Origin of the sequence: Corynebacterium callunae DSM 20147 (assembly GCF_000344785.1) — a bacterium.
GTDB classification, from domain to species: domain Bacteria; phylum Actinomycetota; class Actinomycetes; order Mycobacteriales; family Mycobacteriaceae; genus Corynebacterium; species Corynebacterium callunae.
Genome location: NC_020506.1, coordinates 441,338 through 465,664, shown reverse-complemented (window position 1 = coordinate 465,664; position 24,327 = coordinate 441,338). Strand labels below are relative to the sequence as shown.

At 54.5% G+C, this 24,327-nt stretch carries 25 protein-coding genes, 5 tRNA genes and 3 pseudogenes; 11 read left to right on the top strand and 22 right to left on the bottom strand.

The annotated features are described in order from the left end of the window. The first annotated feature begins 15 nt into the window (after positions 1-15). Positions 16-1,215 carry a YihY/virulence factor BrkB family protein gene (locus H924_RS02170; RefSeq protein WP_015650327.1) on the top strand — a complete coding sequence of 400 codons (1,200 nt, stop codon included), beginning with the start codon at positions 16-18 and terminating at the stop codon, positions 1,213-1,215. Positions 1,216-1,376: 161 nt separating this feature from the next. On the opposite strand, the gene H924_RS02165 is transcribed toward H924_RS02170, so the two are convergent. Further along, the gene (locus H924_RS02165) at positions 1,377-2,633 is read right to left on the bottom strand and encodes a DUF2254 domain-containing protein (RefSeq protein ID WP_029703822.1); all 1,257 of its coding nucleotides are present in this window, start codon (positions 2,631-2,633) and stop codon (positions 1,377-1,379) included. Between H924_RS02165 and H924_RS14655 the strand changes: the two genes are divergently transcribed. From H924_RS14655 to H924_RS14415, 3 genes are all read left to right on the top strand, one after another. Then, entirely contained in the window at positions 2,627-2,758 is a 132-nt protein-coding gene (locus H924_RS14655; protein ID WP_281167552.1) for a hypothetical protein, read from the top strand. The genes H924_RS02165 and H924_RS14655 overlap by 7 nt on opposite strands. Before the next feature lie 184 nt (positions 2,759-2,942). After that, entirely contained in the window at positions 2,943-3,368 is a 426-nt protein-coding gene (locus tag H924_RS02160; RefSeq protein WP_015650325.1) for a low affinity iron permease family protein, read from the top strand. Positions 3,369-3,581: 213 nt separating this feature from the next. Continuing rightward, positions 3,582-4,160, top strand: coding sequence for a CueP family metal-binding protein (locus H924_RS14415; protein ID WP_015650324.1), 579 nt, complete (start codon positions 3,582-3,584; stop codon positions 4,158-4,160). 205 nt (positions 4,161-4,365) lie between these two features. Here H924_RS14415 and H924_RS02150 read toward each other — a convergent pair. From H924_RS02150 to H924_RS14770, 3 genes and pseudogenes are all read right to left on the bottom strand, one after another. Further along, positions 4,366-5,085, bottom strand: a pseudogene (locus H924_RS02150) (IS6 family transposase). A gap of 76 nt (positions 5,086-5,161) precedes the next feature. Continuing rightward, positions 5,162-5,761, bottom strand: a complete 600-nt coding sequence (locus H924_RS02145) for a Fic/DOC family protein (RefSeq protein ID WP_035108024.1) — start codon at positions 5,759-5,761, stop codon at positions 5,162-5,164. 5 nt (positions 5,762-5,766) lie between these two features. Next, complete coding sequence (locus H924_RS14770) at positions 5,767-5,940, bottom strand: antitoxin VbhA family protein (RefSeq protein WP_015650321.1); 174 nt, start codon at positions 5,938-5,940, stop codon at positions 5,767-5,769. Between the two features lies 1 nt (position 5,941). Here H924_RS14770 and H924_RS14055 point away from each other — a divergent pair, with 1 nt between their 5' ends. After that, positions 5,942-6,085, top strand: a complete 144-nt coding sequence (locus H924_RS14055) for a hypothetical protein (protein WP_155861914.1) — start codon at positions 5,942-5,944, stop codon at positions 6,083-6,085. A gap of 124 nt (positions 6,086-6,209) precedes the next feature. Here the strand turns inward: H924_RS14055 and H924_RS02140 are convergent, their stop codons facing one another. Beyond that, a complete protein-coding gene (locus H924_RS02140) occupies positions 6,210-6,545 on the bottom strand; it encodes a hypothetical protein (protein WP_015650320.1) in 336 nt (111 codons plus the stop codon). Positions 6,546-6,640: 95 nt separating this feature from the next. Between H924_RS02140 and H924_RS02130 the strand changes: the two are divergent. The 4 genes and pseudogenes from H924_RS02130 to H924_RS02120 all read left to right on the top strand — a co-directional run bounded on the left by H924_RS02130 (position 6,641) and on the right by H924_RS02120 (position 9,675). After that, positions 6,641-7,861 (top strand): annotated as a pseudogene (locus H924_RS02130) (IS3 family transposase). Positions 7,862-7,885: 24 nt separating this feature from the next. Further along, positions 7,886-8,038 (top strand): annotated as a pseudogene (locus tag H924_RS14470) (integrase core domain-containing protein); the annotation flags it as partial. Positions 8,039-8,220: 182 nt separating this feature from the next. Next, a complete protein-coding gene (locus H924_RS02125; RefSeq protein WP_081602457.1) occupies positions 8,221-8,730 on the top strand; it encodes a DUF418 domain-containing protein in 510 nt (169 codons plus the stop codon). Between the two features lie 48 nt (positions 8,731-8,778). Beyond that, positions 8,779-9,675 (top strand): S1 family peptidase, encoded by an 897-nt coding sequence (locus H924_RS02120; RefSeq protein ID WP_015650315.1) that lies wholly within the window; start codon positions 8,779-8,781, stop codon positions 9,673-9,675. A 75-nt stretch (positions 9,676-9,750) separates the two neighbouring features. Here H924_RS02120 and rplA read toward each other — a convergent pair whose 3' ends face one another. The 10 genes from rplA to H924_RS02070 all read right to left on the bottom strand — a co-directional run bounded on the left by rplA (position 9,751) and on the right by H924_RS02070 (position 15,086). Further along, positions 9,751-10,461: a 50S ribosomal protein L1 gene (gene rplA / locus H924_RS02115; protein WP_015650314.1), complete on the bottom strand. Its 711-nt coding sequence runs from the start codon at positions 10,459-10,461 to the stop codon at positions 9,751-9,753. Positions 10,462-10,548: 87 nt separating this feature from the next. Further along, complete coding sequence (rplK, locus tag H924_RS02110; protein WP_015650313.1) at positions 10,549-10,986, bottom strand: 50S ribosomal protein L11; 438 nt, start codon at positions 10,984-10,986, stop codon at positions 10,549-10,551. A 262-nt stretch (positions 10,987-11,248) separates the two neighbouring features. Further along, positions 11,249-12,112 (bottom strand): transcription termination/antitermination protein NusG, encoded by an 864-nt coding sequence (nusG, locus tag H924_RS02105; protein ID WP_015650312.1) that lies wholly within the window; start codon positions 12,110-12,112, stop codon positions 11,249-11,251. A 222-nt stretch (positions 12,113-12,334) separates the two neighbouring features. Continuing rightward, positions 12,335-12,673, bottom strand: coding sequence for a preprotein translocase subunit SecE (gene secE / locus H924_RS02100; RefSeq protein WP_015650311.1), 339 nt, complete (start codon positions 12,671-12,673; stop codon positions 12,335-12,337). Positions 12,674-12,903: 230 nt separating this feature from the next. Further along, a tRNA-Trp gene (locus H924_RS02095) sits at positions 12,904-12,976 on the bottom strand. A 114-nt stretch (positions 12,977-13,090) separates the two neighbouring features. Further along, positions 13,091-13,162: transfer RNA gene (locus H924_RS02090), tRNA-Met, on the bottom strand. Positions 13,163-13,199: 37 nt separating this feature from the next. Further along, positions 13,200-13,272: transfer RNA gene (locus H924_RS02085), tRNA-Thr, on the bottom strand. Positions 13,273-13,513: 241 nt separating this feature from the next. Next, positions 13,514-13,586: transfer RNA gene (locus H924_RS02080), tRNA-Thr, on the bottom strand. Positions 13,587-13,863: 277 nt separating this feature from the next. Continuing rightward, a tRNA-Tyr gene (locus H924_RS02075) sits at positions 13,864-13,946 on the bottom strand. An 87-nt stretch (positions 13,947-14,033) separates the two neighbouring features. Beyond that, positions 14,034-15,086 (bottom strand): polyprenyl synthetase family protein, encoded by a 1,053-nt coding sequence (locus H924_RS02070; protein WP_015650310.1) that lies wholly within the window; start codon positions 15,084-15,086, stop codon positions 14,034-14,036. A gap of 171 nt (positions 15,087-15,257) precedes the next feature. Here H924_RS02070 and H924_RS02065 point away from each other — a divergent pair, with 171 nt between their 5' ends. Beyond that, complete coding sequence (locus H924_RS02065) at positions 15,258-16,550, top strand: geranylgeranyl reductase family protein (RefSeq protein WP_015650309.1); 1,293 nt, start codon at positions 15,258-15,260, stop codon at positions 16,548-16,550. A 58-nt stretch (positions 16,551-16,608) separates the two neighbouring features. Here the strand turns inward: H924_RS02065 and H924_RS02060 are convergent, their stop codons facing one another. From H924_RS02060 to H924_RS02030, 7 genes are all read right to left on the bottom strand, one after another. Further along, complete coding sequence (locus H924_RS02060; protein WP_015650308.1) at positions 16,609-17,301, bottom strand: demethylmenaquinone methyltransferase; 693 nt, start codon at positions 17,299-17,301, stop codon at positions 16,609-16,611. Positions 17,302-17,322: 21 nt separating this feature from the next. After that, positions 17,323-18,756, bottom strand: coding sequence for a D-serine/D-alanine/glycine transporter (gene cycA, locus H924_RS02055; protein WP_404825329.1), 1,434 nt, complete (start codon positions 18,754-18,756; stop codon positions 17,323-17,325). Positions 18,757-18,911: 155 nt separating this feature from the next. After that, positions 18,912-20,135, bottom strand: a complete 1,224-nt coding sequence (locus tag H924_RS02050; protein ID WP_015650306.1) for a glycosyltransferase family 4 protein — start codon at positions 20,133-20,135, stop codon at positions 18,912-18,914. Positions 20,136-20,264: 129 nt separating this feature from the next. After that, positions 20,265-20,699: a DUF3592 domain-containing protein gene (locus tag H924_RS02045; RefSeq protein WP_015650305.1), complete on the bottom strand. Its 435-nt coding sequence runs from the start codon at positions 20,697-20,699 to the stop codon at positions 20,265-20,267. Beyond that, entirely contained in the window at positions 20,700-22,328 is a 1,629-nt protein-coding gene (menD, locus tag H924_RS02040; RefSeq protein WP_015650304.1) for a 2-succinyl-5-enolpyruvyl-6-hydroxy-3-cyclohexene-1-carboxylic-acid synthase, read from the bottom strand. A gap of 10 nt (positions 22,329-22,338) precedes the next feature. Further along, positions 22,339-23,355 carry an o-succinylbenzoate synthase gene (locus H924_RS02035; RefSeq protein WP_015650303.1) on the bottom strand — a complete coding sequence of 339 codons (1,017 nt, stop codon included), beginning with the start codon at positions 23,353-23,355 and terminating at the stop codon, positions 22,339-22,341. Between the two features lie 23 nt (positions 23,356-23,378). Then, positions 23,379-23,984, bottom strand: coding sequence for a Type 1 glutamine amidotransferase-like domain-containing protein (locus H924_RS02030; protein WP_029703864.1), 606 nt, complete (start codon positions 23,982-23,984; stop codon positions 23,379-23,381). Between the two features lie 31 nt (positions 23,985-24,015). On the opposite strand from H924_RS02030, the gene H924_RS02025 reads away from it, so the two are divergent. Continuing rightward, positions 24,016-24,324, top strand: a complete 309-nt coding sequence (locus H924_RS02025; protein ID WP_015650301.1) for a 4a-hydroxytetrahydrobiopterin dehydratase — start codon at positions 24,016-24,018, stop codon at positions 24,322-24,324. The last annotated feature ends 3 nt before the right edge of the window (positions 24,325-24,327 follow it).

Here is a 24,327-nt window from a genome sequence, read left to right as displayed (position 1 = left end):
AGAGGATCTTCCTTCATGGCTGTCCAGGAAAACATCGACGACACATTGGACGCGGTTGACGCCCCCGCCCCCGACAGTGACACAAAACCCGATTCTCCGACGAAGCTCACCTCCGCCAGCTGGAAATACGCCGTGAAGAGGTCCGGGCAGGAGTTCCTCGCCGACGGCGGCACGGACCTGGCGGCCATGCTCACCTACTTCACCGTGCTGTCCCTGGCACCGTCGATGCTTGCGGTGTTCTCCCTGCTGTCCCTGGTGCTGGCCAGCAACGCGGGCGCAGTGACCACCCTGGCCGAGGACTTCACCACCACCTACGTACCCACCGACTACCAGGACCTGGTCATCGATCTGATCGACACCATCACCGTCTCCACCACCGGCGGCATTGTTGCCCTGATCATCGGTGTCGCCACCGCCCTGTGGTCAGCCTCTGCGTACGTGAAAGCGTTCTCCCGCAGCACCAACACCATCTACGAGCGTGCTGAGGGCCGCGGGCTGATCACACTGACCGGCACCATGCTGGCAACCACCCTTGTCCTGCTGCTGGGGATCGTGCTCATCCTCATCTGCCTCGTGCTCAACGAGACCGTGGTCTCCGGGCTGCTCGGCCCCGTCGCGGCATCTTTCGGCCTGGGCGGAGTCCTCGACTTCCTCATGGGCACCTTCCTGCCCGTCTGGGCGTGGGTGAAATGGCCGGTGATCCTGGTCCTGCTCGTCCTCCTCATCGCCGTGCTCTACTACTTCACCCCGAACGTCCGGCAGCCGAAGTTCCGGTGGGTCAGCCTGGGCTCGACCGTCGCGATCATCGGCATCGCCGCAGCCGCGGGCCTGCTCTACCTGTACTTCTCGTACCTGGGCGGGTACAGCTCCTACGGCACGATCGGCGGTGTCATGGCCCTGCTGTTTACCCTGTGGGTGTTCAACATCGTCCTGCTGCTGGGCGTGGAGATCGACGCCGAGGTTGAACGCGCCCGCCAGCTGCAGGGCGATATTGCGGCAGAAGATAACATCCAGCTCCCCCCGCGCGACACCGCCAAGGTGGAAAAACAGCAGAAGATACGCGAACGGCTCGAATCCCAGGGCCGGGAACTGCGCGCCACCCACAATCAGGACTCCCACGCTGCCACCTCGGAAAAAGCCGATGACCCCCAGGACCATGATGCGCCAGTCCCCGACGACAGGGGTTCTTCGGGCAGTACCGCCCACCGGCCGTAGTCCTCTTGTTCCCCCCTCTTTATCCGGGTCCCCGACGCCCTGGCCTTGTCCTTGCCGTTTTTTTGGGCACCGTGCGGGCAGGCAGAAAACACCCCGCCAGGATGCATACGGGAATCTGCCTGTGTCGTTCTGGCTTAGCTGGTCTGTCGATAAGGGGTGGGTCACCGACTGTGATCGGCGGGGTCCGTGTCCCCGGAGGTCAGCGCCCGCAGGCGGCGCAGGTCCTCCGGATGCAGGTCGGGCTGCCGCTCGAGCCCGTCAAACAGCAGCTGCATCTGCCGGTGGAGGACGGGCTCAAGGTCAGGATTGCCCTCCTCGCGGACATGGGTGCCCAGCATCCTCAGGACCCTCAGCAGTGCGGCCGCCACCTCGGTCTGATCCAGACACATCTGCCGGAGCTGGTCGAAGGCATGGGCGACGTACTCCTCGTGCGAGAGGTTCCACGGCTGCACCAGCACCCGGTCAGCGTCGTCCTGCAACGCCGGCGGCGCCAGCGAAGTGGTGAGCACCGTGCGCATGAGACTGCCCAAACGGAGGATGACTTCCACCGCGGTGGTCGGGTCATTGACCGCGGGGCTCAGCGCGCGCAGCCCGATGTCAACGAGCTGACGGATGGCGAAGTCCACGTCCTGGAGCATGGTGCGTATCTCGGACACCTCGATCGCCGCCGCCAGCCTCCTCCGGCTGCGGTGGTCAGGCTCCGGCCACACCGTGAACAACGGCTCCCCGGAATGGATGTAGGCGCCCACCCGGGTCTCCATGCGCACGACGGTGCCGGGCGGGACAACCGCGAACACCCGCGTAAGATCCACCTGGCTGATCCACCCGCTGGACGGGGCGTCGATAAGCACCGCCTCCGCCGGGATGTCGCGGAAATCCCGGGGATCGACCTGGCGCATACCGGCGGGTACGTCATCGAGTGCGGAGGCGACGGCCTCACCCTCCCGGGCGATGCCCCGGGCGACATTGCCCACCTGCAACCCGTGCGCCAGATGGTCCAGGTGGACGATGATGCCCGCCACCGTGATCAGGGTCAGGATCACCGCCACGGTCAGCGACACCAGCAGGCCGATGACCCGTTGGCTCAGGCGGTCGCGGATGAACGAGCGCATCACCCGCGGGGAGAACTGGTCGCTGGCCAGCTGCAGGCTCACCACTGTCAGGGAGAAGACCACCCCGACGGTGGTGATCATCGCCCCCGCCACCGTGGCCAGCAGCCAGGTAGCCGCGTTGCTGCTCATCGTGAGTGTGAGCGGCACCCGCGTCCCGTGACCGAGTGCGTCGTCAACAACCGTGGCCACCACGGCCAGCACGATCCCGCCCGACATGATCAACGCCGGGTAGAGAAACAGACTCTCCTCGAACCGGTAACTCAGCATCGCCAGGCGCAACCTGCCCGAGATACCCACACGTGTCATCCCTTGTCCCTGCCTTCCTCTTGGCCTTGTCCACCCCGCCAGGTAACCGGCGGGCCATCAACCGTGCCGCCGACCCAGGGTGGGCAGATGATCCTGACCGCCTCGCCGCGTCGGTGCACCGCTGAGACACCTCCATCACCTCCAGGGTGTGTGTCAGCCTAGCGAGGGCAACCAGCCGGGCACCGCAAGGTGATGCCCCCGGGACTGTCCCTGTGACCTGGGCATCGGGTTACGGGAGGAGCCGGGTATAATGAACAGGTTGTATTCACTGTCGGTTATAGGTTGGCCGACCTATGTCAGGAGGCTGTCATGCCGAATCATTTGTCCCCGGCCGGTGCCCGGGAAACTTTTACCCGGTTTACCACCGCCAGCGCTGATTACCTCGGCAAACCCGGGGTGTTTATCGTGGCGGTCATCGCCATCGTGCTGTGGGCTGCCAGCGGGCCGGTCCTGGGGTTTTCTGATACCTGGCAGCTGATCATCAACACCGGCACCACCCTGGTGACCTTCCTGATGGTGTTTATCATCCAAAACACCCAGAACCGGGACAGCGCGGCGATACACCTCAAGCTCGACACCCTCATGCGCGAGCACGGGGTGCAGGACCCGGTTCTCTACGACGCGGAAAATCGGGGCGAGGACGAGCTGGAGGCGATGAACGAGCAGATCACCCCGCCCACCGATCCCACCACGACGAACCGCCCCCAGCCCTCAGCCGGGGAAGAGGTGCAGTAATGAACATACGGCTTTGTTCGTAGAAACTCCTCACTTGAGGTCCCAAAACCCGAAACGGCCCCGGCCGACGGGGACAGCTGCTCATAGTAATGCCGGCCGTGACGCGATGAGCTCACGTAGCTCTGCCCTATTAAAGAGTGTTCCTCTATCTTTGTCTGATCACATGTAGTAATCTTTATGCTTCACTTTGTGAACATAAATTGAGGATCTGCCATGAACCGACTCTCGGCCCTCCTCGCCGTCTGCGCGCTCGCCCTGGCCGGGTGCACCACCTCGCAGGCGAACACCGAGGAGGCGGAATTTCTCGCCTCGGTCGATCTGGGAGGTATGGACACCGTCGGGATTATCGACTACCTGGACACCCTCCTCGTCGAGGCCCCTCCGCACGATCTGATGGCCATAGTCCGCTCTGATGAATTGGTTCTCAGCCACTCAGATCAGGAGATCCGGCTCGAGATGCCCGCCGATTCCGTCTACGTGTCGGTGGCTCCGTTTATCAACCAGACTCATGACTGCTTCTATCACAGCCTGACCACCTGCCTGGGTGAGCTGCGCAATGCCTCCGTGGAGGTGAAGATCATCGAGGCGGGCACCGGCGCGGTGCTCGTCGCCGAGCATGCCACCACCTTCGACAACGGGTTCATCGGCTACTGGCTCCCGCGCGATACAGCCGGCACCATCGAGATCACCCACGGGGAGTTCACCGGCCATTCCTTCTTCGACACCGGGCCGGACGGGGCCACCTGCCTCACCGATCTCCATCTCCGGGCTTCCCCGCTGCCGCAGGTTTAACCGGTTTGAGCCGGTTTTTTCGAGATTCACGGTATATAACCGTCAGACGTGGAGTGCGACAATCGTTGTCAGTGGTGCCCGCATCGCCCACCCAACCCCGGGAGGATGAACCCGACCGGGTAAGGATGGTGCTGTTGCAAAGTTGGGCGGAGAGCAGCGAAGACCCAGTTTCTCATTCCCTGATCGTCGCTGCGTGTGGGCGTTGTTAGGCCGTCTCGAAGACCCGGTTGACGATCACCGCGTCCGGGTTCGGTTGCCCGTGAGGTCAAACATCGTGCCTTGCCCTTTCCGCAATGAGTGCATCGCCTCCATCCCTTTCAACGTCCGATATGCAGATGTCTAAGTTCTTAAACGCGCCTTTCGGCCCGAGGATCCGCTTCAGCCGACCGTGGCCACCTTCCAGGATATTGTTGAGGTATTTCACCTGCCGGTGTTCCACTGTTGGCGGGCAGATTCCCTCTGACTTCAACTCGGCGATTGCCCTGGCTAGGGAGGGTGCTTTATCGGTGTTGATCACTCTGGGGTACCCGGCTGACGCATCGGATCTGAGGGCCTTGGCCAGGAAACGCTTCGCTGCCGCGACATTGCGCTTCGGAGAGATAAAAGTCCAGGGTCTGGCCACCGGCGGTGATCGCCAGATCAGAGGTAACACCACCTCCCACCGACCCGGATGTAGGTCTCATCCACCCGCCAGGAACTGGCCTGCCAGTCAGGAACTTGCCGGTACCACCGAGTGTGCTTGTCCAGCTCAGGGGCGTATTTCTGGACCCAGCGGTGAGAATCGTGGTGTGATCGACCGGCACGCCGCGGCTGAAGTCATCATTTCCTCCAGATCTTAGGTCAGCTCACCCCGTAGCGGCAGTGACCTGCGCACTGCCCACAAAATGATGTCACGGGGGAAATGACGACCGGAGAAGATACCCATGGCTGTGATTATTTCACGTCGCTCTTCCTACTGCCCCAACTTTGCAACAGCACCATAAAGAGGCTCTTCCGCATTTTTAGGTCCTACTTGTTGCAACGACCTTTTCAAAAACACTGTAGAGCATTTGAAAGTCTTCATCTTCACGAGCTTGTCGACTGGCTTCATCTAGCTCCCCATGAATCGGACGCCAGTCAAGGATCCATCCAGCATCAGCCGAGACTCTCGACCAGAAATGTCTTTGAGTTCTCCCATTGCCCTCTCTGAAAGGATGAATCCAGTTGAGATGATCATAAAAATATGTCAATTCTCTAATGAATGTAGATCGATCTTTGATCCGTAGAAAATTTTTCTCTGCTAATTGGCTGGAGAGAGAAATTAAGTTCCTTTCAAGATATATGCACGGGGCAAAAAACTCTCCATCACCACGCCTCATATCAATCGTGCGTAATTTTCCGGCCCAGTCGTAGATATCTTGAAAAAGATGAAAATGTATAGCGCTGAGTTCTTTAAAGTCTCGACTATTAGGTAAGCGAGTATTTTCCGAATCCATTAATTGGATAGTGCGAGCATTAACCAGGTCGGCCTCTGCTGTGGAGAGGGCTTTTGCAGAATCTATTCCAATAAGATTTCTTAATACAGATTTGCCTGGTATCAAATACGGATCCTGAACTGACAAGGCTTCTAAATAAGTCCGAATCGTGCTCGTGTTTTTTCTACAAGCTGGTCAGCGCTAATTTTTCCTACAACGTAGGAATTTGCATCGCCGTCATATTCCTTGCTTGTTAGGAGGCCTTCCAGGTATAGAGAGTGATTAGCTTGAGCGACCCAGGTGGATCGCCGTTCTTGAGAGTGCATAATGCTTTCCCTTCCTGGTGGGGCCGATGCTGAGCAGTCAGGTTTTGACCTCGCTGATTTTTTAATTTTACTTCAATTTGGGGTTTTGAAACAATCTGATGCCGATGTAACAGCAGGTCGAGGAAAAATTAAAGGAAATTTATAGACTTAAGTTTCCTGGTGCTGCTGCAGTCACTTCTGACACTGACATGTGCACAACGTGTTGATAGAGTACATTCTGTCCAGTAGCAACGGCGGATCGTGCTGGCTAGCCCCCACCCTGGGGGCGACTACGTTAGTTGCTGATTGCGGATCTTGTTCGCGTAGAACTCCCAGTTAGAGTAGGCAAACCAGTTTTTCGCCTTGAGCTGAGACTCCCAATCATTAACTTCGTGAGGCCAGCGAAGTGCCTCTAGATGGATGTAATACATATCGTCACCCCAGTGGGAAGAGCAGTCTTTGCATGCTGAGAGCCACATAGTGACGGGCCAGCCAGTCTCATCTGAAAAAGCTTCAAGAGTTCCGTTTCGGGCCGATTGAAGGAGAAGGCCAGGATCGATCATGAGGAACCCATCGCCAGCGGGCAGTCCGCAGATCATGCATGTGTGTTGGTATCCGAAATTCATCTCCTAAGAGTATCCACACTCCGCCCAGAGCGGAATGAGGTTACCCTCGAATAGTGGACACCTAATGACGATGGGCCACAGGCTCATCAAGGAGGATGTCAACCACTATGTCTACAAGGAAAAAGTACACCCCGGAGTACCGGCAGGAAGCCGCCCGATTGGTCATCGATACTGACCGGTCAGCCGCGGCAGTCGCCCGCGAATTGAATGTGAATCCAGGACTTCTGGGCCGCTGGGTGAAAGCTGAACGTGAACGCAGCGGTGAGCTCCCCACAGGGGAGCTGGAAGTTGATGAACGGGCCGAACTTGCCCGGTTGCGCAAGGAAATCGCTGAACTGAAAATGGACAACGAGTTCTTGGGAAAAGCAGCAGCCTTCTTCGCTCGCAAGCATCCAAAGTAGAATGCTTCCAACTGATGCACCAGGAGAAGGCGAGCTACAGCGTTTCCCGGATGGCCAGACTGTTGAAGGTGTCTCGGTCTGGGTACTATAAGTGGGCTGAAATTCAGGACAGGAAAGCCGCCGGGCAGGATTCCCGGGAGGAGTTCCAGAAGAAGCTCGATGAGAAGATCTGGACGTTCTGGGACGCATCAGGCCAGACCTACGGATCACCCAGGATCACCAGTGACCTGCATGATGAGGGAATCCTCGTGGATAAAAAGACCGTGGCCAAAGCGATGCGCCGGATGGGGATCGAGGGCATCTCGCCAAGGTCATGGGTGCCGGTGACCACGATCCCGGGCACCTCCACCCACAGCTTCCCAGATCTGGTGAAACGTACCTGGGACGCAGGTGAACTCAACAAAGTCTGGATCTCGGATACCACCTACCTGCGTGACCTACGAAGGCTGGCTGTATCTGTGTGCAATCCGGGATGGACATTCCCGCCGAGTGCTGGGCTGGGCGATGGATGCCACTCACACCACTGACCTGGTGGAACGGGCGCTGCGGATGGCGCACACACTACGTGGTGAGGTCCCTGATGACCTTGTTTTCCATGCAGATCGTGGAACGCAGTTCACCAGTGAGCAGCTCTACCAGGTCTGCCAAGAGCTTCATATTGATCAGTCGGTGGGACGTACCGGAGTCTGCTTTGATAACGCGATGGCGGAGTCATTCTGGTCGACGTTGAAAACTGAGTTCTACGACCGGCGAAAATGGGTCACCCGGAACGAAGCTCGTCGTGAGGTTGCACGCTGGATTGAGATCTTTTACAACCGGCAGCGCCGGCACTCATCGATTGGGTATCAGAGCCCGGTTGATTTCGAGAATGCATACCACCAGGCAGATGTCACTGTCCTGGAAAATGTTGCTTAACTAACTGTCCACGACTTGCGGGTAACCCGGAACGAAGCTCGTCGTGAGGTTGCACGCTGGATTGAGATCTTTTACAACCGGCAGCGCCGGCACTCATCGATTGGGTATCAGAGCCCGGTTGATTTCGAGAATGCATACCACCAGGCAGATGTCACTGTCCTGGAAAATGTTGCTTAACTAACTGTCCACGACTTGCGGGTAACCCCAGGAAGGGGTTGCGCGCCCTGTGTTACGCGCAGCCAGGGAGCAAAGTACCAGCTATGATCTACAGTTCTGCGACATTGTGTTGTAAAAAAGCAGTTTCCAACTTGGTGCAACATAGTCTTTATGTCCACTGAGTATGTCTCCATAGGGTATACATCCGCCAACACCAAAAAAAGATCGCAGGGCTTGATGTTTTTGCCTTCCTCGGAATTATTGCCACACTGGTGGCAATCGCAGGACTTGCATTGCGCTTTAATGAAAGCCTTCCCGAGCAAGCGAACTTTAATGGCCACACCGGAACACCTGCTGAGGTGGTTGTCTCCATCGCTGCCAGCTGGAGTGTCCTCACCCTTTGTCTATTGGGAGCCCCACGACTTCCCCGCCTACTCAATGCGCCTTTTGTCGCTTTTGGTTCCATGCCCTTGACCATGTATTGCCTACATGTACTCAGTGCTACCTATATCCAAAACAATGTGGCACATGAATCCACCACGGCGGCGCTAGTCAGCATTGTCGCGGGAATTGTACTGGCCCTGGTGTGGAAGCAATTTTTTGCCAAGGGACCTTTGGAATGGCTCATGGCCAAGTGCATCAACCTCATTGTGGTCTCCCCACAACCCCGCCAGGCAAATACTGCTCCTGAGTTCAGCCAAACTTCCGCCTAATTGAAGAAAACGGACATAGAAGATATGCGATTTATAAAAACACCCCTCATGGTGGCTGCAACAATCATGCTCTGCGCTGGCCTGGGTGCTCCTGCCCAAGCCCTGGAATATGCTGAGCCCGCAAGCAATATCAAAGAGGCCAATGCCGTCGCTTCCATCAAGGTGGGTAAAATCGGTGCCTTTGGCGATTGCACCGGAACCCTCGTCGATAAGCAATGGGTGTTGACCGCCCGGCACTGCTTTGAGCTCGGCGAACCGGGCTCCCAGGTCCGGTTTGGTCAAGGTGATTCCACCCAGACCTATGATGTGACTGGTTGGAGCTTCCCAGCGGCTGGCGATCTAGCTTTGGCACGCCTGGCACAGCCAGTAGAAAACATCACTCCCATCCCTTTGTCCAATGACCTCCCAGCTGTGGGCGACACCGGGCAAAGTTATGGTTGGAGTCTAAATGGCAAACTTGCCCGTCATTCCAATATCTTGCCCAGCACGTCGGTGCGGGTGGAGCAGATTGCAGAGGGCGGCATTACAGGAGGTTCAACCTCGGTACATGTCAACACCGACTCCAAAGCTGGTTTCCAAGGTGGAGATTCCGGTGGCCCATTATTTATCAATGGTCAGCTAGCTGAAGTTCTTACTGCCACGCTTTCTACCAAAAATATGTACCGCCCCAGCCCCGGAGCTCTCTATTCGCCACTTCTTGAAGAACGTGAGTGGATCGATCAGACCATGGCTGCTGGCGATAACGCTGAGCTGATTAGCGACAGCAAAGAGCAAGCAGTTGATCCCAACATGCCCTCGATGGATGAAATCCCTACCCAACAGGCAGCAATTTATACCAAGCCTTTGTTGTTGATCAGCATTCCGCTATTGCTGGCACTTGCAGTAATTAGCCGGGAACGCCGCCGGGCGACACAGGCTGCGGCCGCAAAGTCCACCTTGAAATAGACAAAAAAGTATCCACCACAGTTTTCACTGTGGTGGGTACTTTTATTTACTCAGTTAAGAGCACAAACAAGAAGCTTAAGCCTCGCCTGCGTAGTTCTTGGTTACGTGAGTATCAATCTCAACACCTGGACCGGTGGTGGAAGAAAGGGTAACGCGCTTGACGTAGATGCCCTTAGAAGAAGATGGCTTGATACGAAGCAGCTCGTCGAGGAGTGCGCCGTAGTTCTGAGCCAAAGACTTCGCATCGAAGGATGCCTTGCCGATGGATGCGTGCAGGTTAGAAGCCTTGTCAACGCGGAAGGAGATCTTGCCGCCCTTAACCTCTTCAATTGCCTTAGCAACATCGTTGGTTACGGTGCCGGTCTTAGGGTTAGGCATCAAGCCACGAGGTCCCAAGACACGAGCGATACGGCCGATCTTAGCCATCTGATCTGGGGTTGCGATTGCAACGTCGAAGTCGGTCCAGCCACCCTGGATCTTCTCAACGAGCTCATCGGTGCCAACAAAGTCAGCGCCTGCAGCCTCAGCCTCGGTAGCCTTCTCACCCTGTGCGAAAACAGCAACGCGGACGGTCTTACCGGTGCCGTTAGGCAGGGAGACGGTGCCACGAACAAGCTGATCAGCCTTACGTGGGTCAACGCCCAGGCGGATAGCAACGTCGACGGAAGCGTCGAAGTTCTTGGAGGAGGTCTCCTTGACGAGTTCTGCAGCTTCGATTGGGGAGTAGATGCGACCAGCGTCGATCTTCTCAGCGGCTTCGCGGAAAGCCTTTGACTTCTTGCTCATTATGAATTCCCTTTCATGGAATTTTGTGGTTTAGCGGGCCGGAGCTGGCCCTGCCACAGTAAAAATTTCTTAACGGAAGGCTAAAAATTAGCCTTCGACGGTGATGCCCATGGAACGAGCAGTACCAGCGATGATCTTTGCAGCAGCGTCGATGTCGCGTGCGTTGAGATCTTCCTTCTTGGTCTCAGCGATCTCGCGAACCTGAGCCATGGTGACGTTTCCGACCTTGTTGGTGTGAGGAACGCCGGAGCCCTTCTGCAGGCCAGCAGCCTTCAGCAGCAGCTTGGCTGCTGGTGGGGTCTTCAGCTTGAAGTCGAATGAACGATCTTCGTAGACGGTGATCTCAACAGGGATCACGTTGCCGCGCTGGTTCTCAGTTGCAGCGTTGTAAGCCTTGCAGAATTCCATGATGTTAACACCATGTGCACCAAGTGCAGGACCCACTGGAGGAGCTGGGTTAGCCTGACCTGCTTGGATCTGAAGCTTGATGAGGCCGGAGACCTTCTTCTTCTTCTTAGGAGCCATCGTTTGACCTGCTTCCTTGTTACCGACGGTCGATGGGACGATGAAACCCCACCTGCGTCGTCCGGATGCTCGGTCCCGCTACCACCTAAAAAGAGAAAAAGTGGATCTTAGCGTAACCGGGCCACCGGGGATGAATGTATATATGCGTATTAAAAAACACGCGAGTGTCTACTTTACACGCAAAACCCCGTAGTTCCAAAGCCTGAAAATGACTCTGCAACTACGGGGCAAGTTAGAAAATTTCCAACCTTAAAAATACTGCTTAGTTGACCTTTTCAACCTGATCGAAGGCCAGGTCAACAGGGGTTTCACGGCCGAAGATAGAAACTAGGGCTTCCAGCTTCTGGTTATCAGCATCGATGGAGGAGATGGTTGCGGAAACAGAAGCAAAAGCACCGGTAAGGATGGTGATTGCCTCGCCAACCTGGAAGTCCACCGAGACCTTCTGGGACTTAGCGTCGGTAGGCATTGCCACAACCTGCTCGCCCTCAGCGCTAGACGCTGCTGCCTCGCCGGTAAGCACTGCGGCTTCCTGAGGCATCAAGAACTTTGCGACGTCGCGGTGCTTGACCGGAGTTGCATTGCCTTCATTGCCCACGAAGCTGGTAACACCTGGGGTGTCACGAACAACGGACCATACGCGGTCATTCATGTCCATGCGGACCAACACGTAGCCTGGCAGCAACTTGCGCTTAACCAGCTTGCGCTTGCCATCGCGAATTTCGGTGACCTGCTCGATTGGGACAACAACCTCGTAGATGTCATCTTCAACCTCAAGGGTCTGAGCACGCATATCAAGGTTGGCCTTAACCTTGTTCTCATATCCGGAGTAGCACTGAATGATGTACCAAGCGCCAGGCTGCTTCTTCAGCTGGGTGGTGAACTTACGCAGACGAGCCTTGTAATCTGCGTCGGCGTCAACCTCATCAGTATCGCCCAATGCAGCTGCAGCCTGTGCCAGATCAACGTCAGCGTCTTCAGCTTCAGCATCTACATCCTGAGCCTCTACCTCTGCACCGTCTTGTGCAGTAGCGAAGTCCTCATCAAAGCCGGCGGCAATATCTAGATCGGCTTCCTGGACAGTCTGTTCTTCAACTGCGAACTCGTTGTTGTTCTCATCGCTCATTGTGCGTGTTCTCCAAACCTCTGTGTAAAAAAGACCCTCGGACCCAGCTCACCACTTGAGTGGCGCGGGAATGTTTTAATCTGCCTTAGCTTTTTGTTCCATGCTACTGCGCGGAACAGGCAATTACATCCAACGCCTCACAGTGGTCACCGTGGGCAATAAATTATCCCGCCGTTTCCTTCAGCGGAAACAGCGGGACTTTAAAAGATATTTCTATCTTAGCTATGGAGTAAGGATCTTCTCAACTCCGAGACCTGCCAAGAAATCTACGCCGGAAACCAAGGCAGTCAGCAGGATGAGGAATACCAAAACGACGATGGTATAAACAACCAACTGCTTTGCGGTTGGCCAAATAACCTTACGAACCTCGGAAACTACCTCAGGCAGGAAAGAAGCCACTCCCCCGCCGAATTTGGTTTCACCCGATCCGGTGGTTTTTGCTGGTGCGGAAACCTGCTTTGCCTCGGTGCTAGAGGCGGTGGTGGTTGAGGTACCCGACAGCTGACGCTTACCGGTTGGACGCGAAGTTCCACCTACGCCAGTGTTCTGCTCGTCGCTCACGACACTCCTCAAAATTACTACTCGGCCAGGTGTGAAATTTTTTTATGCTTAGGACTTTTCCCAGCACATTCACGGCCCCTGTGTTCAGCCTTTGAGAATACCCCACTTGCTCAAAGCCTCGCAATAAATACAAGATCTTTCTCAGGCTACAAAGCCATGAAAAACGCTGCTAAGAATGAAAAATGAGGCACCCAGTCTAATTTAGACTGGGTGCCTCATTAAAAATTTTGCAGGGGCGACAGGAATCGAACCTGCAACCTACGGTTTTGGAGACCGTTGCTCTGCCAATTGAGCTACGCCCCTCTGCAACACAAACAACCATACCAGTTGCCTGAATCTTTGCGAAAAACGCCACTTCCAACTGCAAATTACTCTGTAGTTAGAAGCGACGTCATTTCCTTAAAGGAATTTCCGCGGTAGCGATGGCGAGAATTGAACTCGCGACACAGCGATTATGAGTCGCTTGCTCTACCACTGAGCTACACCGCCACATTGCTTAACTTCTGCGATAGAAGGAAAACAACAGAGCCCCCTAACAGAATCGAACTGTTGACCTTTTCCTTACCATGGAAACGCTCTACCGACTGAGCTAAGGGGGCATCTACTTCACATACGTTGAGCGAGTTATTTTTAACTCCCCCGCTGTGTTGAAGCCTTAAGAACTTTAACCCGAACTTACACATCAACACAAATCTGCAGCATGTTGGCAGTTTTTTGGGGTTAAAGGTACTGCGACAAAACTTTTTGCTTTCCGGAGCAGCCAGTTGCGCGCCGACACCTCCCACAAGTGGAGAAAAGTGTACAACTTAGCAGGTTAAAATTACCCCAGAAATGCAAAAGAGCCCCCTAACAGAATCGAACTGTTGACCTTTTCCTTACCATGGAAACGCTCTACCGACTGAGCTAAGGGGGCATCAACTTCATAAACAATAAGCGAGAATTTCTCCGCGCTCTTCGTTGAAGTCCTATGTAGATTAGCGTGAAGTTTGGAAAACACAAAATTGCAGTTTAAAGCCTATTTTTAAGCACCCTAAGCCACCTTTTAACCTTTAAGGGCGCGACTACCCCACACACTGAGGCAGCAGGCCGCGTCGAAAAGCACTGAAAAACGCTCAGAAGTACCGATAAACGCCACTTTTGGGAATGCAAAAACCCGCTGAACTTTCCGAAGAAAATTCAGCGGGTGATTGTGCCAGATGTAGGATTCGAACCTACGTAGGCGCAAGCCGACGGATTTACAGTCCGCTCCCATTGGCCGCTCGGGCAATCTGGCGAGCACCTTGCTTGGTGCGCTCTATACTTTACTATGACACCCCGACCAAAGTGCAAATCGGCTGCTCAGAGCCAGAAAACAGGGTTTTTAGCCGACTCTTTTAACTGTAAAAGTGGCTAGTTCGCGCAGTGCATCCTTGACGGAATTATCGGGCAAACGATCCAACTCTGCGTTGGCGATATCCATATAGCGATAAACCTCATCCAGCGCCGCCTGACGGCCGCCGGATTGAGAAAGCAAGGCCAAGACCTTTTCCACGGTTTCATCGTCGGTAAGCGGGCCGGTGAGGATCTCACGCAGCTGCGCACCAACTTCGGTCTCTTCACGCATGGCATAAAGCACTGGCAGGGTAAAAACGCCTTCGCGCAGATCAGTACCCGGGGTTTTACCGGATTCATGGGTTTCAGAGAAAATATCGATAATGTCATCAACAATCTGGAAGATCATGCCGATGGCAGCGCCAAATTTCTTCAGGGCATCAATATGCTCTGCAGCAGCACCTGCATGCAAGGAACCCAGATAACCAGCGGAAGCAATAAGTACACCGGTTTTCTCCCGAATAACCTCCATATAGTGCTCAATGGGGTCGGTATCGCGGGGTCCGATAGTCTCGCGCATCTGTCCGGTCACCAATTCACCAAAGGTTTCGGCAAAGTGCGCCACTGTCTCAGTGCCCAGCTGGCTCATCAGTCGGGAGGCGTGGGCGAGCAAAATATCGCCGGCCAAAATTGCTACGGAGTTATCCCAGCGTGCATTGGCGCTTGGCACACCGCGGCGCATAGTCGCCTCATCCATCACATCATCGTGATAGAGGGTAGCCAGGTGCGTGATTTCCACAACCACAGCCGCTTTAATGACGTCCTCTGAAAGTGGCTTTTCACCAAATTTAGATGCCAGCAAAGCAAACATTGGGCGGAATCGTTTGCCACCGGCTTTGGTGAGGTGCATGACCTTATCCACCAGGAACTCTTGTCCGGAGGATAGTTCCTTGTGCAGAAGCTCTTCTACCTGCACCATTGCGTGGTTGATCTCGGCCGTAAGCTCGGGATCACCAAACTCGACCTGAGATGCTCCGCTTCCGGTGGCACCTTCTTTTCCGAGCCCGTGGGAACGGGTTGGAACGGTTCGGCCGCTACTCATTCATCGCTACCTTTGGTGATCGAGTGTGGATTTAGACATACCTGTGGGTACCGCAGGTAAGCCAATCCAGGGAAATGGACATAATGCTTTTCAATTAACCGTAGTCCACAGCAGCCCTTTCAAGCACCTTGGGTTAGTCTTCCTGCGCCAATTCCTGCGACAATAGAGGACGTGTCTTCAACATCTGATGTTTCTCCCGCCCCTAAAGAGGGCGATAGCTTTGACGTTTTAATCATCGGGGCTGGCCCCTCGGGCGCTGCAGCCGCCGTCCACGCCGCGCGCGCTGGGCTTAAAACTTTGCTTGTCGACGCCGCCTCCTTCCCCCGGGATAAAACCTGCGGAGATGGACTTACTCCACGCGCCATGCATCAGCTAGAGAATTTAGGAGTAGCCGATCAGCTCCTAAAAAATTACTCAAACAAAGGCCTTAAGCTTCACGGTTTTGGTGGCTCTGTCACCGCCCCGTGGCCTTCCTCCTACCCCACCGCGGTCGGCTCAGCGATGGCTCGCCATAGCTTTGATGAGCTCCTCTTCCGCCTGGCGCAATCCCACCCGGAAGTGAGCACCTGGGAAAATGCCACCGCCGAAGAACCCATTTTTAAGGGCTCTCGTTTAGCAGCAGTACGCATTAACTACGGCGGTGTGTCTCATGAGGTAGCTGCCGGCCATGTCATTGTGGCCGATGGTGTGCGCTCTACCTTTGGCAAGAAGCTAGGACGGGTGTGGCACCGCAATGAGGTTTATGGCATCGCGGCGCGTTCTTATTGCACCTCCCCCAAGTCCGATGAACCTTGGATGCACTCCCATGTGGAATTGCGCGATGAACAAGGTGTGGTGCAGCCAGGTTATGGCTGGATCTTCCCGCTCGGTGATGGCACCGTCAATCTTGGTTGTGGTGCACTGTCCACCGATAAGCGCCCGGCTCGTATCAATACCAAAAAGCTTTTAAGCTTTTATGCCGCTCAACAACGTGAGGAATGGGGCTTGGGCGAGGAACAACATGTCACCTCTGCCCTGCTCCCAATGGGTGGTGCGGTATCTAATGTGGCTGGTTCCAATTGGATGCTTATTGGTGATTCTGCAGCTTGTGTTAACCCTCTCAATGGTGAAGGCATCGACTATGGCCTGGAAACCGCGGCGTTGGCCGTCGAAACGCTTAGTTCCTATCCCCGGCGCGACCTCACCCTTTTATGGCCACATATTTTGCGGGAACACTATGGTGAAACTTTCCTCTTAGCACGCACCGCAGCACGGCTGCTAACGTATCCGCAATTCTTGCCAATCACTGGCCCATTGGCTTTCCGAGGTCCTTTACAGAAGGCGATTATGCCGGCTGCTGCTCGTCTTATGGGCAATTTGATTACGCCTGAGGATAAAGATCTTTTGGCGCGCGGTTGGCGCCTGGCTGGTTCCACCATGCAGCAAGCCCTCAAGGGTGCGCCTTTGTGGTCTTCCACCATTTAAAAAAGTACTGCTCTCCTCGGGAATTGAGGAGAGCAGTACTTTTTTGATTCTCTTAGTTTTAAGCCTCTGGTTTGATAGCCGAGTGCAAGGCCACAATTCCGAAGGTGAGGTTTTGCCAACCGCAATCAGACCAGCCATTAGCATTAATTTCCTTGGCTAGCTCTGCTTGGCTGGGCCATGCCCTAATGGAATCTGCCAGGTAGATATATGCCTCAGGGTTGGAAGATACCGCGCGCGCCACCTGGGGTAGAAAACGCATGAGGTATTCCTTGTACACGGTGCCAAAAACCGGGATAACTGGGGTGGAAAACTCCGCCACCGTCAAACGTCCACCAGGCTTGGTTACACGCGCCATTTCGCGCAGACCCGCGCGGAAATCGTGAATATTGCGTAGGCCATAGGAGATGGTTACGGCGTCAAAGGAGTTATCGGCAAAAGGCAATTTCATGCCATCGCCAACAACCTTAGGAACGTCACGATCCTTACCTGCTGCCAACATGCCCTGCGAGAAATCACAGGCCACACACCAGGCGCCGGATTTAGCCATCTCTACGGTGGAGACCGCAGTACCTGCTGCCAAATCCAAAACTTTTTCACCTGGTTTGAGGTCTAGACGCTCGCGGGTGCGTTTGCGCCATACACGGTCCTGACCAAAGGAAAGCACGGTGTTGGTGAGGTCATAATTTTTTCCGACGTCATCAAACATTGATGCAACGTCGAAGGGGTCCTTGTCCAAAGATGCCTTAGCCACGTTCTTCAGTCTATCCGAGCACTAGTGGCTGATGGTGTCGCGGGGTTTAATCCTGCTGCGCTGGGCGGCTCCCTTAGATCCACCAGCTGCAAACCAACCAATGGCCAAAAGGATAAACCACACTGGGGTAGCAATGAGGGCAGAACGGGTATCTGGTTCCAGTGACAACACCACCAGCATGGCCGCGAAGAACACCAACACCACATAAGCCATGGCTACTCCACCAGGCATTTTGAAGATGGATTGTTCATGAAGCTGCGGGGTGCGCCGGCGGTAGACAATATAAGCCACCAGAATGTAAGACCACACCACCATAAACAGCACCGAAGACACGGTGGTGATCAAGGTGAAGGCCTCAATAACAGTGCCACCGGCATAGAGCATACCCAGGGCTGGGATCAGGCAGATCACCGAGAAAATAAGTCCTCGTGCTGGTACCTGGCTATCGGAAAGCTTGCTCCAGCGACGCGGTGCAGCACCTTCCAAGGACAATCCATAAAGCATACGAGAGGTGGAGAAAATACCACTATTGGCAGAGGAAGCTGCCGAGGTAATCACCACAAAATTGATCATGCCCGCTGCTGCCGGAATACCTGCCAAAGCAAACATCTGCACAAAGGGGCTACTTTCCGGGCTTACTTCATTCCATGGGGTCACCATCATGATGACAACCAGTGCCAAGACATAGAAGATGACAATGCGCACTGGGATGGAGTTGATTGCGCGAGGCAGGGTCTTTTCCGGATCTACAGTTTCTGCGGCTGCAGTGCCTGCTAGCTCAATGCCCACAAAGGCGAAGATGGCAATTTGGAAACCAGCCAAGAAGCCAGTGATGCCATTGGGGAAGAATCCGCCGTGCTCAATGAGGTTTGAGAATTTTGCGGTGGCGCCATTGGGTTCTTGGAATCCGGTGACCACCATATAAAAGCCAACAGCAATAAGTGCCACAATGGCCACAATTTTGACAATGGCGAACCAGAATTCCATTTCACCAAAGAGGCGAACTGCTGCCAGGTTCAGTACAAAGAGCAGTGCAATGCTCACAATGCCAGGTAACCAGAGTGGAATCTCTGGCCACCAATATTGGGCATAGCCGGTAATTGCCACGATGTCTGCCATGCCAGTAGCGATCCAGCAGAACCAGTAGGTCCAGCCAGTTACAAAGCCGGCTGCTGGTCCCAAGATGTCGGAAACAGCATCGCGCAATGATTTATAGCTGAGGTTTGCAAGTAGCAACTCCCCCATGGCTCGCATGACAAAAAAGAGCATAAAGCCAATGATTGCGTAGACCAAGATGACGGAGGGGCCAGCTGCTGAAATGGTTTTTCCTGAGCCCATAAAAAGTCCGGTGCCAATTGCTCCGCCAATTGCAATGAGCTGGAGGTGCCGGTTGCTCAGGCCACGTTTGAGGTGAACTTCTTCACCTGGCTGCCTGATATCTTCTGAGGTATTTATCTGTGGTGAGGACACTCACGCGCTCCCTGTTATGAGGTTGTGCAATTGATGGGCGCTAATCCTACTCTCTCCCCCGCCCGAAGAAACGCCAGCCTCCTTAATAGAAGGCTGGCGTTAAAATAATGCTATTTCTAAGTACTACTTTTAGGCAGTGGTTAAGCATCGATGCTGGAGCGCACGCGCACACCCAGGGCGCGAGCAACCCACGCTGGCAGTTTTGCAGCTTCAGCGCTGGGGCCAAAGAAGGTTAAGGGTACGCGGTGAGAAAGCTCAATAACATCGGTGTAGTGCTGGAACAGCTGGCTACAGAGCGCATCCCAGGTTTTGTTCTTCACACCATTGCGAGCTGCCTTGCGCATGGTCTCATGGCGGGAGGAATCCAAAATCCATTCAGCTGCTGCTGGCAGATTCTCTTTAAAACCAACAACGTCAAGCAGCAGACCATTAACGCCCTCATCAATAAGGTCGATTGGGCCGCCAGCACGTGGGCCAATGGTTGGTACACCAGAGGCCTGAGCTTCTTGAATAGCCTGGCAGAAGGTTTCAAATTCACCAGGGTGCACAAAAAGATCGAGGGAAGCATAGGTGCGAGCTAGTTCCTCGCCACCTAAAGCGCCGGTGAAGATTGCATCCGGCATCATTTCTTGCAGATCCTTGGCCTCTGGGCCATCGCCCACAATGACCAATTGGATGTCTGCACGACCAGAAAGGCTAGACAGGCGTTCCACTCCCTTTTCAGAAGCTAGGCGACCTACAAAGCCCACGATTTTCTTCTTGCCACTGGGATCCCAGCTGCGACGCAATTGCTTGGAACGTTTAGCTGGATCAAAGCGGTGGGAATCTACTCCACGAGCCCAGTGGAAAATGTCATTTACGCCGTGTTCGCGCAGTTCATCAATGCTCATTGAAGAGGGTGCGAGAGTGCGCTGGCAAGTATTGTGAACGGTCTTAATCCATTCCCAGCTGGCAGTAGCCAAAGGCGCAAGGTGATAACGCTGGGAGAAGCCAGCCACATCGGTTTGATAAATAGCAATTGCAGGGATACGCAATTGACGGGCTGCAAAGGCGCCTGCACCGCCCAAAACGAATGGGGAAGCTAGGTGAATGATATCGGGCTGGTATTCACGCAGCACGGTGGTAACCGATGGCAGTGGCACACCAATGGGGAGGGAATCAATAAGCGGAACCCGCACGGTAGGTACTCGCACGATCTCAAATCCCAGGTAATGCGGGATTTCTTCTTCGAAATCCCGGGCACCCGGGGCAATCACCAGAGCCTCATGGCCATGGGCCTTTAAGTATTCCAAAACGCGGAGTACCGAGTTGGTTACTCCGTTTACATTCGGAAGAAAGGACTCTGCAATAATTGCTACCCGCATGGGCTCTATTATCTCCATATCATGCCAACCACACGATGAACCGTACGTGGCTTTATCGAGAACTTTAAGAAAGTTTTTAATAATTCAGGGTTACATTCTAGTGAATCATTAAAGGAACTACTCAGGGCACTACTCATCAGTGCGCTCAGAACGCGCACCAATCCGTGCGACCCCTAGCCATAATAGTCCGGCAATCACGGTAGCAACAGCTCCCACGCTCAACGCCGGAATGATAGCCAAAGTCCAGCCACGGCCTTCCACCTTGACCAGATCAGGATCCGCCTTGGAATAATTCACCCACACGCGCTGGCCTTCACCCAAGCCGGTGGGATAAATGAGGCCGGTTTCTGGGGAATGGAAAATTCCATGTTCATCCTGAAAGTCCGCGGTGGTGCGATAACTTCCCACATTTGTTACTTGAGCCAAAGCTCGACCAGGATTCTCAGCGATGGTGCGGTCATTTAGAAACGGGCCAATCACCATGGACACCACGCCCAACATCACTGCTATATAAGCAACAATCAATAATTGTTGCAGGCGGCGCCGTAGTCTCCCCCACTCCATTTAGATAACCTTTGCTTTAAGCGCCTCTTGCTGGGCCCGGCGCGTATCACGCACCGTATGAGCTTCAATAACTCTAAAGCCAGAAACTTCAGTGGAATCAACAAGCGCCAAGATGAGGTCTTGGAGATTATCTACTTCCTGGTGCTCTACTCCATAACCAGCGCACAGCTCGGCCAGAGAAACATCATGCGGAGTGCCAAAGGCACGTTCAAATTTCTCGCGGAGCTCAGGTGCACCAGTTTCCAGCGTTTCAAAAATTCCGCCACCATTGTCATTGGCCACCACAATGGTGAGGTTTTCTGGACGTGGCTCATAAGGGCCGATCAACAAACCACCCACATCGTGCAAGAAGGCTAAATCGCCCAAGAGCGCAATGCTGCGAGGTGCGCGGATTTCATCGGGATGGCGAGATTGCACAGCCAGCGCAGTTCCCACAGCTTGGGATACCGAGCCGTCAATGCCAGCAGTTCCGCGTGGAGAGAACGTATCCACACCATCAAAAGGCAGTCCCACAATGGAGAGATCACGGATCGGGTTGGAAGCACTAGCAAAAAGGGTATCGCCGGTGCCGAGGGTATCGGCAACCGCTGCAGCTACATGCAAACCAGTAAAGCCGAAGTCCTTATTTTCCAGCACTTCGCGCACCCCGGAGGCCGCGACCTCGGAAGCTGCATCACAAATTTTTAGCCACTGCTTATCTTGGGTGCCAGAAACCTTCACGCGGCTTGCCACCTGAGTTGCATGACGGCCGGGATCAGTGATGGTATCGGTACGAGAAAGCACGGTCAACTTAATCTCAGGATCAGACATCAAGCTGATAACACCTCGATGCAAAGTAGGGTGACCAACCACAATCACATGCTCAGGGCGGGTATTTACCACATAGCCTTCGGCCGACACCTGTTCTTTAAGCAAAATATTGGCAGCGAGCGGGTGGACTGGATGGAAAGGCTTAGGTGCGGTGGGTTCTGCCAGCGTTGGCACATCTTCCAGGCCCTCCACTTCCCAAGCTTCATCGCCGGCAATCACCAGAGTGCGTTCGGTAATATCCACGGCCACTTCACCATGATCCACCCAACGTTGCTGCCAGATCTGCTTTTCCGCACGCTGCGGAGCTGGCAATTCAGCAGCCACCAAAGGTACATCTAGGGCGATATTAAAGTGCCTTGGGCTTTGCGACGCCCCGACGCTCAAGCTTTCCACCACGTGCTCAAGGCCGGCTGGGGTCTGTACCAAAACGGTTGGCGCCACGGCGCCAAAAATATTGTTCTGATCAATGGTTTGGCTCGCACCGGTACCCACCAAATGTGCGGGACGATCAGCCGACAACACAATCAGTGGAATGTGGGCATGAGCTGCCTCGGTCATAGCCGGCAAACAGTTGGATACAGCTGTTCCCGAAGTCATCACCACTGGCACCGGGCGGCGCTGTACTCGCGCTAGGGACAGCGCCAAAAAGGCTGCAGCGCGCTCGTCGATACGCACATGCACGCGCAAGTCCTCGCGGGCCAGCACCTCAAGGGCTAAGGGTGAGTTACGCGAACCCGGGCACAGCACCACGTCGGTGATATGTGGGCTGAGGGTTTCAATGACGGCGCGTGATAAATCTAAAGCAGCAGTGCGAGACATGCTCCATAGTCTAGAGGTTTGTCAGTACTCCATAGGATTCACGGGCCCGCTGCAGCCACCAATCCTTGCGATCTGCGCTGGCAGCAAGCGTTTCCAGGCGCGCAGGTTCAGGAACGATAGGGCGCGTATTCATAAAACCATCAATGATTTCATGCGGTGTGGCTACGTCTTCAACAAAGAGCTGGGAGGTAGCAAGCCCAGCAGCTTGGGGAGCAACGTCGAGCAGGTCATCATCGTCAAGTTTGGGCAGTGCCGCCACTGCCGCCAAGCCCGCATTAATACCCACCACCGTGTCCAACGCACTTGCTACCGTGATGTCCATGGTGCGCGCCCGCAAATGCTGCGCTACCTCCAACACCCGAGTAACCCCACCAAGCGGAGCTACCTTCACCACTGCCACATCAGCTGCCTTCAATTCCGCCACCCGATAAGGATCATCGGATTTCCGAATGGATTCATCAGCTGCAACCCGCGCAAAAATTCCGCTGCGCTGCAGAATAGAACGCAGCTGTGCCAATTCCTCCACGGTTTTACAAGGCTGTTCCAAATAGTCCAAGGGTCCGAGCGACTGCGCTGCTGTGAGGGCTTCCTCCACGGTCCAGCCACAATTGGCATCCACGCGGATAATCGCGCCGGGTCGGGCTTCACGTACTGCTTGAACTCGCGCAATGTCATCAGCAAGGGTTTGGCCGCGCTCGGCAACCTTTACTTTAATGGTGCGACAGCCGGGGAATTTGGCCAATACCTCAGGCACTTGAGCTGCAGGTACAGCCGGAATGGTGGCATTTACTTCAATGCGTTCACGCAGTGGTTCAGGGAAACCCTGCCAGGCTGCTTCAATTCCCGAGGCTAACCAGGCGCTTGATTCTTTGGCATCATATTCTAAGAATGGGGCAAATTCACCCCAACCAGCTGGGCCTTCAATAAGCATGGCCTCGCGGGTGGTGACCCCCCGGAATTTCACATTCATAGGTAGGGACACCACATGGGCGCGCTCTAAAATCTCATCAAGTGCAGGCAGGTTCATGGTTATTAAGCATAAGCCCCGCTTTAAATAAGGTGGGTTCCTTGCTCATCAATCAGCAGGGCTTGGCCATCGCGCAGCAACATTAACGGGAAGCGCTGGCCATAAAGACGCACTGTTTCCGCAAAAACCTCAATGGGGAAAATTGGAATGGTGCCCGCAGCATGCGGAATAATCACCTGTTCGCACAGCCCTAGTCCTTTAAAATCTGGCAGTTCCGGGGCAATATCTGGATTATCCAGCAGGCTTACTGCCTCAATATCTGGGCCGGCGATTACCGCGCCAGCGCTGGTGCCAATATAGGGCAGCCCGGCGCGCACCTTTTTGGTGATGAGCTCCGCCGCCCCAGTAGATCGCAGCACCCACATCAGATCAAAGGTTTCACCGCCAGCGACATAAATGCCATCAGCCTCATCCAAAATTCTTTCCACTTCCGCCAGAGGTGTGGTGGCAATGGGAAGTTCACGGATTTCCAGGCCGTGGCTGCGCAACATCTCCCTTTCCACATTGATGAAGGGCGCTGCTTCCGGATCATTTTCAAAGCTGCGGGTGGCATCAGAAATATAGGCCACTGTTCCTTGCAGGAAACTGCCTATACGCTCGTGTCCAAAAGAGGTGAGCAACATTTTCATACTCGCCCAGCATACAAATTAAGGATGTGCCATGACTGACCCCCGCCAGCTACTTAAGGCCGAAAGCATTATCGACGAAAAACTGGGATGGGATATCGCTGCTGACTATATCCAAGCCACTTTCTCCACCGGCGATTTTTTAACCGGTGTGAAGTTTATTAATGCTATTGCCGAATCTGCAGAAGCTGCCAACCATCACCCTGATATTTCGCTGCATTATGGTGCGGTTGTGGTGGAGCTATCTAGCCATGATGTTGGTGGCATTACCATTCGCGATATTAATTTGGCCCGCGAGATTAATGAGCATGCCACTGCCCTCGGATTGTCTTTTGAGGCTTAAGCT